Source organism: Streptomyces sp. NPDC058221 (genome assembly GCF_042882365.1).
Taxonomy (GTDB): domain Bacteria; phylum Actinomycetota; class Actinomycetes; order Streptomycetales; family Streptomycetaceae; genus Streptomyces.
In genome coordinates this window covers 23237-33734 of the sequence record NZ_JBHVWF010000091.1, presented here as the reverse complement: position 1 = coordinate 33734, position 10498 = coordinate 23237, and the positions used below count along the sequence as shown (strand labels likewise).

Annotated in this window: 8 protein-coding genes; 5 read left to right on the top strand and 3 right to left on the bottom strand. The window is 69.6% G+C overall.

Translation table 11 applies throughout. The annotated features are described in order from the left end of the window. Positions 1-115: 115 nt before the first annotated feature. Positions 116-670 (bottom strand): hypothetical protein, encoded by a 555-nt coding sequence (locus tag ACFVW8_RS25665; protein ID WP_389693871.1) that lies wholly within the window; start codon positions 668-670, stop codon positions 116-118. 186 nt (positions 671-856) lie between these two features. After that, positions 857-1624: a hypothetical protein gene (locus ACFVW8_RS25660; protein WP_389693869.1), complete on the bottom strand. Its 768-nt coding sequence runs from the start codon at positions 1622-1624 to the stop codon at positions 857-859. A 1403-nt stretch (positions 1625-3027) separates the two neighbouring features. On the opposite strand from ACFVW8_RS25660, the gene ACFVW8_RS25655 reads away from it, so the two are divergent. Together ACFVW8_RS25655 and ACFVW8_RS25650 are read left to right on the top strand one after the other, a co-directional pair. After that, on the top strand, positions 3028-3846 hold the full coding sequence (locus tag ACFVW8_RS25655) for an SAM-dependent methyltransferase (RefSeq protein WP_389693867.1): 819 nt from the start codon (positions 3028-3030) through the stop codon (positions 3844-3846). Further along, positions 3843-6017, top strand: coding sequence for a putative bifunctional diguanylate cyclase/phosphodiesterase (locus ACFVW8_RS25650; RefSeq protein ID WP_389693865.1), 2175 nt, complete (start codon positions 3843-3845; stop codon positions 6015-6017). Before ACFVW8_RS25655 ends, ACFVW8_RS25650 begins: the two co-directional genes overlap by 4 nt. A gap of 46 nt (positions 6018-6063) precedes the next feature. On the opposite strand, the gene ACFVW8_RS25645 is transcribed toward ACFVW8_RS25650, so the two are convergent. Next, a complete protein-coding gene (locus ACFVW8_RS25645) occupies positions 6064-6981 on the bottom strand; it encodes a LysR family transcriptional regulator (protein WP_389693863.1) in 918 nt (305 codons plus the stop codon). A 95-nt stretch (positions 6982-7076) separates the two neighbouring features. On the opposite strand from ACFVW8_RS25645, the gene ACFVW8_RS25640 reads away from it, so the two are divergent. Genes ACFVW8_RS25640 through ACFVW8_RS25630 form a run of 3 tightly spaced genes read left to right on the top strand, consistent with a single transcriptional unit; the run spans position 7077 to position 10478 of the window. Beyond that, a complete protein-coding gene (locus ACFVW8_RS25640; protein WP_389693861.1) occupies positions 7077-7784 on the top strand; it encodes a succinate dehydrogenase in 708 nt (235 codons plus the stop codon). Between the two features lies 1 nt (position 7785). Further along, positions 7786-9735 carry a fumarate reductase/succinate dehydrogenase flavoprotein subunit gene (locus ACFVW8_RS25635; protein WP_389693859.1) on the top strand — a complete coding sequence of 650 codons (1950 nt, stop codon included), beginning with the start codon at positions 7786-7788 and terminating at the stop codon, positions 9733-9735. Then, complete coding sequence (locus tag ACFVW8_RS25630; protein WP_389693857.1) at positions 9732-10478, top strand: succinate dehydrogenase/fumarate reductase iron-sulfur subunit; 747 nt, start codon at positions 9732-9734, stop codon at positions 10476-10478. Before ACFVW8_RS25635 ends, ACFVW8_RS25630 begins: the two co-directional genes overlap by 4 nt. Positions 10479-10498 lie beyond the last annotated feature (20 nt).

The following is a 10498-nucleotide window of genomic DNA, read 5'->3' as shown; positions in this document are numbered from 1 at the left end:
GGACCTGCATTGGTGCTATGTGTTGCCGCGCTTGCACCGTAAGTACGATTAACCAGTCCGCCCCGGCCCCTGTCACTGCACCCGGGCCCAATTTCGTTTCTGCCGGCATGGCCGGTCAGTGCGAACGGCTCTCCTTGCGCCGTCGAGCGACGAAGACGGTGCTGGTCGCGGCAGCCACCGCGAGGGCTGTGCCCACCACGATCATTCCGGTGTCGGGGCTGTCGATGCTGCCACCGAGACCACCCTGGACACCGGCCGGAGAGGCCGTCGACCTCGCGGCGCTCGTGGAGCTGGTGGTGGGTGTGCTCGTGGCCGCGCCGATCGTGAGATTCACCTTGGCCGTGGAGCTCGGCGAGGTGTTGCAGGTGAACGTCACCTCGTAGGCGGCGGCCGGTTTGGCATCCCAGTCGACCGTTGCTCTGGCTGTGCCGCCCCGGGGGACGGTGACGGTGTCGAACACCCCGGAGGACGCCGTGGCCGTGGTGGAGCACCCGCTGGCAGCCAGGGTGACCTGGCCGCCCGGCGCGATCACCGACGGCGTGACGGTGTATCCGCTCCCGCCGTTGGACGGCCCACCCGATGTTGCGGCATACGCGGTCACGGCCGGGGCGGTCAGGGCGAGCGCCGCGGCACCGAGCAGAGCGACGGGGGCGACACGTATTGCGCGCATGGTGAATCCTCCGGGTCCCCGAGGAGCAGCTGCGGAACGGATTTCCACAAAGCGTCAGAAATGCACCTCGATGCCGCCAACGCTAGAAGTGGTGCAATTCGCCCGCGATCGGGGCCCGTCCATTGGGGCGCCGTTGTCCCCCGAGCGGCGCACCGGCCGGGGCTTTCGCCGTCTGAGGGCTGTCCCCTAACCTCCCGAGGGGCCGGGGAAAAGATCGAGGAACGGTGCGGCCGTGGCAGAAAGCCCGCGGCCGAACGGTGAGTCGAAGTCCCAGATGAGGAACAGCAGGAACGCGATCAGGACGCTGAAGAGTCCAGCCAGCAGGAGCTCTCGTGAGGTACGGCGGATCTGCAGGGTGAAGATCAGCCCGACGGTCACCAGTGCCCCGGTGATCAGCCCGAACCAGACGACGCCCGGCATGGTCGCTCCGGCACTCTGCCCGCGTGCGCTGCGGGCGTCGTCGGCCGCGGCGACCTGGTCGACCAGTGGCTGGTACGCCTCCCCTTCGTGGTCCGTCCTCGGCTTGTAGTCCGTGACGTCGGCACGTACCCGGTCGAGCAGCTTCGCTCCGCGGTCGCCGAGCGTGCCGTGGTCGATCATGGTCTGCCACTCGTCGTGCACGACATAGCTCACGTAGGTGTCGACGTCGGCGCGGATCCGGGTGCGCACCTCCGCCGGGTAGACGGACGAGCGGGCGTCCACCTCGTGGAGTGCCTGGGCCTCCTGGCGTACGTACTCCTGGGCGGCGCCCCGGCCCTCCCAGACGCCTGCGATGGCGAGACCGAGCACGATCGCGTAGACCACCCCGATCATCATCGTCATGTACTCGATGACATCAGGGGTCTCGGACGGATCGTCGTCCTCGGGGAGCCGACGGTTGTTGAGGACGGCGATGGTGAGGACCACGGCGCTTGCCGCGACCATGGCGAAGGTGAGAACAAGCCATTCCGACATGTGGGTCTCCGGAGGTCATCGGGAACGGGGTCGCAGCACGGCGACGGCGAACACCGCGGGGGCTGTGATCATCAAGGTGAGCGTGACCAGGGAGGTATGGCGTTCCGGCTCCTTCCGCACCGGTCTGCGGTAGGCGGGAAGGGCCACCGGCCGGGGTGTGGGGCGCACGGACGGGGACGGAGACGGGGTCGGTGAGGGGGGCGGCGAGGGGGTCGGGGGTGGAGGAGGCGGCGGTGGCGCCGGGGCGGGCACGGGCTCGGGCGATGCGGGTGGGGGTGGCGGGGGCGGAGGAGGCGGCGGAGGCGGTGGAGGAGGCGGAGGCGAGGGGGGTGGCGGTGCGGGTGGCGGGGGCGGCTTGGGCTTCGGCCCCGCGTGACAGCTGCCGTCGCCGCTGGTGGCGACCGCCGCGCTGCCCCCGTCGTCGCCGATCGAGGCGTACGCACAGTTGTCGGCCGCTGCGGGCGCCGGGGCGGTCAACAGCCAGGTGAGTGCGACGGCGGCGGAGAGCCGGCCGATGAGTGATCCGTACACGACGGGGAGCATGTTCCGGGCCGCACGGCGGCACGCCGGAGCCTCGTCGGATTCCCCTGATGGTGGGGACCTGAGGTGCTGGGTGTTTGCGGCTCCGGACAATTCTGCGGACGTATTGAACAAAGAGGCCCCGGGGCGGACATGCCCGGGGCCATGGAGCGGGACGGGGCTCCCGCATGGCAACTGGCCCGGATGCAGAGGGGGTTGACATGTACATCCGCCGCAGCTCCCACGGTCACGCCGACGGCGGCGGCCCTGTTGGTGGTGGCGACGGGGTGTGGCCGAGGAGGGGCGGCGAGAGGCCGGCAAGGCGCCGGCCGGCAGTGCCGGATTCACGTACCGCCGAATCGGCAAGGGCGTCGCGAGCTCGTCGAGGGGGAATTGCGAAGGTGACCGTGCGAAAGCCCGGCTGCCGGCGTTCGCAGGCAATGCCAAGGTGGTGTCCGGCGTTGATGCCGCATTCCCTGCCGGGGTCACCCATGCCGGCGAAGCAGGCAACTCGCGCCCACCGGGTGGTCGATGTCCCGGCGCGGCGGCCTGCGCCGGACCGGGCCTGTCCTTCCAAGTGGCCGGTCCGGCGCGTCAGGTCCGGCGATGTCAACGACCGCACTATCGGGGGAACATGGTTCGCGGTGCCCGCAATGCCAAGCCGGCCGAAGAGTCAAAGTAGTTCTATGGAGAACTTTCTTGTGCCGTTCCGTCGCCCCGATGTCACAGTCAGCGACGGAGTGGTTGCAGTTGCCACGGGTGTGACCAATAACGGACCGCGAATTTCCGTTTCCGCTCGCTCTCCTGGCGGTCGATCAGTAGCCTCTGGTCAACACTGACCATGAACATGGCCGGATCGCCGTGGCGACTTGTTGGAGACATCGATGGAGCGTCCCGCCTGGGCACCGCAAGGCATTGACATATCGGTGCCGAGCGTGTCCCGAATGTATGACTTCTACCTGGGCGGCTCGCACAATTTCGAGGTGGACCGGGAAGCGGCCCGCAAGGCCATGGAGTTCATGCCGGGGCTTCCCAAGATCATGCAGGCGAACCGTGCCTTTATGCGCCGGGCGGTGCGCTACGCACTCGGTGAGGGGGTCACCCAGTTCCTGGACATCGGTTCCGGGATACCCACCTTCGGCAATGTCCACGAGGTCGCCCAGGGTATCGATCCGCAGGCCAGGGTGGCCTACGTCGACCACGACCCGGTCGCGGTCGCACACAGCCGGGCCGTACTGGAAGGCAATTCCCGAGCGGTGATCGCCACCGCAGATCTGCGCCGTCCGAAGGAGATCCGGGAGAACCCGGAGATCTCGGGACTGCTCGACTTCGACCGTCCGGTGGCGCTGCTCCTCGTCGCCGTACTCCACTTCATCGAGGACTCCGACGACCCGCAGACCGCGGTCGCCGAACTGCGCGACCTCCTGGCCCCCGGCAGCCTCCTCGTCGTCACCCACGCCTCGTACGAGGGCATTCCGCTGACGCAGGAGGCGGCGGGCGGGGCGGTTGGCGTGTACGAGAAAATCCGCAACCCGCTGGTCATGCGCTCGCGCGACGAGATCGGCCGGTTCTTCGACGGGTACGCAATGGTCGACCCCGGCCTCGTGCCGATGCCGCTCTGGCGCCCCGACACCTCCGTCGCGCAGGAGACCGAGGACCCATACGCCTTCTCGGGCTTCGCGGGAGTGGGACGCAAGGCGTGAGTATTCCCGCCCAGTCGTCCGGGGCACCGGACGCGGACCCCGACGGCCCCGAGGACCGGCTCCGGCGCTTCGCCACGATCTGGAGCCGGGCCATCTTCCCGTCGACGGCCACCTCCCTGACCCGGGCCGAGTTCGAACAGCATCTGCTTCCGCTCGCCCGGACGCTCAGCGACACCCTGCACGCCCGCCCCTTCGACGCCACATCGGCGGCCGAGGTGGGCGGTGCACTCGTCGCGGCACACTGCACGGACCCGGACGCGCTCAGCTCCACGCTCGGCGTCGTCGACTCCTACCTCGTCCTCTACTGCGGCAGCAACGGGCCCGTGGCGCTGACGACCGAGGACAGCCGGTCCCGCTGTGCCCGCATCCAGCACGCTGTCGCGGGCGGCTTCAGCCAGGCGCTGCGCGAGCGGACCCTCGCGGAGCAGGAGGCCATCGCCCGCTCCGCGCTCTCCGCGCGCTCGCACGCCGAGCAGGCGCTGCACGCGACCGAGGCGCGGTTCCGGGCCGTCTTCAAGGACGCCGCCATCGGGATCGGGATCGCCGACCTCGACGGCAACGTGCTGGAGGTCAATGACACCCTCACCCGGATGTTCGGCGGGCTCGACCACCATGTCCGCAGCCACCGCGTCAACGAGTGGGTGCATCCCGAGGACTCCCCGAAGGTCTGGGCCTACTACAACGAGCTGGTGAGCGGCGAACGCGAGCACTACCGGGTCGAGAAGGCGTTCTACCGCAACGACGGCACCGTCCTGTGGACCAATCTGACGGTGTCACTGCTGCGCGACTCCGAGGGCCGGCCGGAGTACCAGCTGGCGTTGATGGAGGACACCACCGAACGCCGGCTGCTCAATCTGCGCCTGCGGTACGAGGCCACGCACGACGCGCTCACCGGCCTGCCGAACCGCACGCTTTTTTTCGAGCGTCTCGAGAAAGCGCTCTCGGCGGGTGACGGCAGCCGTTTCGGGCTCTGCTATCTGGACCTGGACGGCTTCAAGGCGATCAACGACAGCCTGGGCCACGCCTCGGGCGACCGGCTGCTGGTCGAGGTCGCGGACCGGCTGCAGAGCTGCGCGACCGCACCGGGCGAGATGGTGGCGCGGCTCGGCGGCGACGAGTTCGTGGCACTGACGACGGGGCCCGATACGGCCTCGGAGGTCGACGAGCTCGCCTGCCGGATCCTCGGTGTGCTGGCCACGCCGATCCGGCTCGACGGGCGCGAGCTGACCGTCCGCGGTTCCATCGGGGTCGTCGAGGGCCCGGCCGGTGAACGCAGCGCCGCCGAGGTGCTGCGCAGCGCCGACATCACGATGTACCGCGCCAAGTCCGCGGGCGGCAACCGCTTCGAGCTGGCCGATGCCGACGCGGACGCCCGGGCCATCACCCGGCACGGGCTGACGACGGCGCTGCCGGCCGCGCTGGAGCGCGGCGAGTTCTTCATCGAGTACCAGCCGCTGGTGCACCTCGGGGACGGTTCGGTGCACGGGGCGGAGGCGCTGGTGCGCTGGTGCCACCCGCAGCACGGCGTGCTGGGGCCCGACCGGTTCATCGCACTCGCCGAGCACACCGGACTCATCGTGCCGCTCGGCCGCTGGGTGCTGGAGGAGTCGGTACGGCAGGCCAACTTCTGGCAGGAGCGGCACACCGACGGCGGTCCGCTGCGGATCAATGTCAACCTCTCGCCGGCCCAGCTGCACCACCCGCGTCTGGTCGCCGAGACCGTCGATGTCCTGGAGCGGTCCGGGCTTGAGCCGGCGGCGCTGTGTCTGGAGGTCACCGAGTCGGCGCTCATCGGCGCCGACGACGATCTGCTGAAGCCGCTGCGTCAGCTGGCCGACATGGGTGTCGGCATAGCGCTCGACGACTTCGGCACCGGCTACTCGAACCTGGCGAACCTGAGGCGGCTGCCGGTGAGCGTGCTGAAGCTGGACCGCTCCTTCACCCAGGGGATGCAGCACCACCCGGCCGATCCGGTGGACCTGAAGATCGTCGAGGGGATCGTGTCGCTCGCGCACAGCCTGGACCTGGCGGTGACGGTCGAGGGCGTGGAGACGGGCGCGCAGGCGGAGCAGCTGCGGGAGCTCGGCTGTGACACGGGCCAGGGCTGGTACTACGCGCGGCCGGGAGCCCCGGACGCGATCCACGCGCTGCTGCTGGCCGACGCCGTGTGAGCCGACAGGCCCTGACGGCGGATCAGGGCCGGGCAGCCCCTGGTCCTCAGGCGGGTCCGGTACGTGAGGGCGATGGGTCCGCCCGGCTGGCCAGCAGAACCCGCTGCAGCTCGCGCGCCGCCCGCGGCGGGGCGACGTCACTGCGGTGCGCCAGTGCGATCGTGCGGCGCAGCCCCGGCTTCGCCAGGGGCGTCGTCCGCAGGTCGTGGCCCGCCCTGGTGGCCACCATGCTCGGTACCACCGCGATGCCGAGTCCGGCCCGGACGAACCCGAGCACCGCGTCCATCTCGCCACCCTCCACGGTGAACGACGGCTCGAAGCCCTCGGTCCGGCAGGCGGCCACGGTCAGCTCCCGCAGGTCGTAGCCGTGCCGGAACATCACCAGCGGCTCACCCTGCAGATCCGCGATCCGGACGCTCCCGCCCCGGCCGGGCCGCGGGCCGGACGCCGACGAGACCACCACCAGGTCCTCCTGGAGCAGCTCGACCGTGGTCAGGGCCGGCGAGGCCGCGGGGAGCGGGAGCACCAGCAGGGCCAGGTCGAGGGCGCCGCGCGCCAGTTCCCGTACCAGGTCGTGCGAGCCTCCCTCCTCCAGCAGCAGCTGGATGCCCGGGTGCAGATCGTGGAAGGCGCGCAGCACGTCGGGCAGCAGACCCGTGCAGACGCTGGGTGTCGCACCCAGCCGGACCCGCCCGCGGCGCAGCTGGGCCAGCTCCTGGACCTCGTGCCGGGCGGTGTCCGCGTCGGCCAGGATGCGCCGGGCCAGCGGCAGCAGCGCCTCGCCCGCGTCGGTCAGCGCGATGTTCCCCCTGGCGCGGCTGAACAGCTCGGCGCCCAGCTCGTTCTCCAGCGCCCTGATCTGCTGCGAGAGCGAGGGCTGCGACACATGTACGTCCTCCGCGGCGCGGGTGAAGTGCCGCGCCTCGGCGACGGCCACGAAGTACATGAGCTGCTGAAATTGCATACACTCACCATAGCTCCCTCCATAGTTAATGCCTATGGATATGAGCCACTCCATGTCTTGGACTGATCAGGCCCTTCGGCCCTAGCGTCGTGTCCATGGCATTGGCAACACGGACGGACCGACGGCCGTCCATGACGCGTACGCTCTGGGACTCGTCCGTCGGCAAGAAGACGATCATGGCCGTGAGCGGCCTGATCATGCTCCTCTACTTGGTCGTCCACATGGTCGGCAACCTGAAGATCTTCTTCGGGTCGGACGAGTTCAACGGCTACGCGCACTGGCTGCGCGTGATGGGCGAGCCCTTCCTGCATCACGAGTGGGCGCTGTGGATCGTCCGTGTGGTGCTCGTCGCCGCCGTGGTGCTGCACGCCGTCTCCGCGTACCAGCTCAGCCGGCGCGACCTCAGGGCGCGTCCCAGCAAGTACGTGCACAAGAAGCCGCGCGCCAGCTATGCCACGAACACGATGCGCTACGGCGGCATCGTCATCGCGCTGTTCATCGTCTGGCACATCCTGGACCTGACGACCGGCACCGTGCACTCCGGCGGCTTCCAGTCCGGACACCCGTACCAGAACGTCATCGACACCTTCTCCACCTGGTACGGCAACGTCATCTACATCGTCGCCATGCTCGCCATGGGGCTGCACGTCCAGCACGGGTTCTGGAGCGCGGCGCAGACCCTCGGCGCCGGCCGGGCGACCCGTGACCGCGTCCTGAAGACCATCGCCAACGTGCTCGCGCTGGTGCTGACGGTGGGCTTCATCTCCGTACCCGTCGCTGTCATGACCGGAGTGGTGAGCTGACATGAACGACTACACGGACTACGCGACCGGCGAGATACTCGCCGACACCCGCGCCCCCCAGGGGCCCGTCGCCGAACGCTGGGACACCCGGCGCTTCGAGGCGAAGCTGGTCAACCCGGCCAACCGCCGCAAGCACACCGTCATCGTCGTCGGCACCGGCCTGGCCGGCGGTTCGGCCGGCGCCACCCTGGCCGAACAGGGCTACCACGTCGTCCAGTTCTGCTTCCAGGACTCGCCCCGCCGGGCCCATTCGGTCGCGGCCCAGGGCGGCATCAACGCGGCGAAGAACTACCGCAACGACGGCGACTCGGTCCACCGGCTCTTCTACGACACCGTCAAGGGCGGCGACTTCCGCGCCCGCGAGTCCAACGTGCACCGGCTCGCCCAGATCTCCGTCGAGATCATCGACCAGTGCGTGGCGCAGGGCGTCCCGTTCGCCCGTGAGTACGGCGGACTCCTCGACAACCGTTCCTTCGGCGGCGTCCAGGTCTCCCGCACCTTCTACGCACGCGGACAGACCGGACAGCAGTTGCTCCTCGGCGCCTACCAGGCGCTGTCGAGGCAGATCGCCGCCGGCAACGTCGAACTGCACTCCCGCACCGAGATGCTCGACCTGGTCGTCGTCGGCGGCAGGGCCCGCGGCATCGTCGCCCGCGACCTGGTCACCGGGAGGACCGAGACGTACTTCGCGGACGCGGTCGTGCTGGCCAGCGGCGGTTACGGCAACGTCTTCTACCTGTCGACGAACGCCATGAACTCCAACGCCACCGCGATCTGGCGCGCCCACCGGCGCGGTGCGTACTTCGCCAACCCCTGCTTCACCCAGATCCACCCCACCTGCATCCCGCGCACCGGCGAGCACCAGTCCAAGCTGACGCTGATGAGTGAGTCGCTGCGCAACGACGGCCGCATCTGGGTGCCGAAGGCCAAGGGCGACGACCGCCCCGCGAACGAGATCCCCGAGGACGAGCGCGACTACTACCTGGAGCGCATCTACCCCGCGTTCGGCAACCTGGTGCCCCGCGACATCGCCTCCCGCGCGGCGAAGAACGTGTGCGACGAGGGCCGCGGGGTCGGGCCGGGCGGACAGGGCGTCTACCTGGACTTCGCCGAGGCCATCCAGCGGATGGGCCGGGACAGGGTCGAGGAGAAGTACGGCAACCTCTTCGACATGTACGCGCAGATCACCGCGGAGAACCCGTACGAGACACCGATGCGGATCTACCCGGCCGTCCACTACACGATGGGCGGGCTCTGGGTCGACTACGACCTCCAGACCACGGTCCCCGGCCTGTTCGCGATCGGCGAGGCCAACTTCTCCGACCACGGGGCCAACCGGCTCGGAGCCTCCGCGCTGATGCAGGGACTCGCCGACGGCTACTTCGTCCTGCCGTCGACCATCAACGACTACCTGGCGCGCAATCCGCACCACGAAGCGGTCGACGCCTCCCACCCCGAGGTGGAGGAGGCCGTCGCCGAGACCGAGGACCGGCTCAACCTGCTGCTGGCCGTCGACGGCGACCGGACCCCCGACTCCTTCCACCGGGAGATCGGTGAACTCATGTGGGAGTACTGCGGGATGGCCCGCACCGAGGAGGGACTGCGCAAGGCGCTCGACCGGATCCCGCAGATCCGCGAGGAGTTCTGGCGCCGCATCAAGGTCCCCGGCACCGGCGAGGAGTTCAACCAGTCGCTGGAGAAGGCCAACCGCATCGTCGACTACCTGGAGCTCGCCGAGCTCATGTGCCTCGACGCACTGCACCGCGCGGAGTCCTGCGGGGGCCACTTCCGCGAGGAGTCCCAGACCGCGGACGGCGAGGCCGCCCGGCGCGACGAGGAGTTCTCCTACGCCGCAGCCTGGGAGTTCACGGCCACCGGCGACGCCCCGGTCCTGCACAAGGAAGACCTCGTCTTCGAGTACGTCCACCCCACTCAGCGGAGCTACGCATGAAGCTCACCCTGCGCGTCTGGCGCCAGAAGAACACCGACGCACCCGGCGCCATGTCCACCTACCGGGTGGAGGGCATCTCGCAGGACATGTCGTTCCTGGAGATGCTCGACACCCTCAACGAGGAACTGATCCTCGCCGGCGACGACCCCGTCGCCTTCGACCACGACTGCCGCGAGGGCATCTGCGGCGCGTGCAGCCTCGTCATCAACGGCGACGCCCACGGACCGGAGCGCACCACCACCTGTCAGCTCCACATGCGGTCCTTCGAGGACGGCGACACCATCGACATCGAGCCCTGGCGCGCCTCGGCCTTCCCGGTCGTCAAGGACCTGGTCGTGGACCGGTCCGCCTTCGACCGGATCATCCAGGCCGGCGGCTACATCTCGGCCCCGACCGGTACGGCACCGGACGCGCACGCCACCCCCGTGCCCAAGCCGGACGCCGACTTCGCCTTCGAGCACGCCGAGTGCATCGGCTGCGGTGCCTGCGTCGCTGCCTGCCCCAACGGCTCGGCGATGCTGTTCACCTCGGCGAAGGTCAACCACCTGAACGTGCTGCCGCAGGGCGCTCCCGAGCGGGAGACCCGGGTGCTGGACATGGTGGGACAGATGGACAGCGAGGGTTTCGGCGGCTGCACCCTCACGGGGGAGTGCGCCACGGCCTGCCCGAAGGGCATCCCGCTGCCGTCGATATCCGCGATGAACAAGGAGTGGCTGCGGGCGACCCGCAAGGTGCAACGCTGAGCCGGCCGGAGCAGTCCCCG

Bases quoted from the DNA above. Each gene is read 5' to 3' on its own strand.
- ACFVW8_RS25665 (WP_389693871.1), bottom strand. From the start codon at position 670: ATGCGCGCAATACGTGTCGCCCCCGTCGCTCTGCTCGGTGCCGCGGCG.
- ACFVW8_RS25660 (WP_389693869.1), bottom strand. From the start codon at position 1,624: ATGTCGGAATGGCTTGTTCTCACCTTCGCCATGGTCGCGGCAAGCGCC.
- ACFVW8_RS25655 (WP_389693867.1), top strand. From the start codon at position 3,028: ATGGAGCGTCCCGCCTGGGCACCGCAAGGCATTGACATATCGGTGCCG.
- ACFVW8_RS25645 (WP_389693863.1), bottom strand. From the start codon at position 6,981: ATGCAATTTCAGCAGCTCATGTACTTCGTGGCCGTCGCCGAGGCGCGG.
- ACFVW8_RS25640 (WP_389693861.1), top strand. From the start codon at position 7,077: ATGGCATTGGCAACACGGACGGACCGACGGCCGTCCATGACGCGTACG.
- ACFVW8_RS25635 (WP_389693859.1), top strand. From the start codon at position 7,786: ATGAACGACTACACGGACTACGCGACCGGCGAGATACTCGCCGACACC.
- ACFVW8_RS25630 (WP_389693857.1), top strand. From the start codon at position 9,732: ATGAAGCTCACCCTGCGCGTCTGGCGCCAGAAGAACACCGACGCACCC.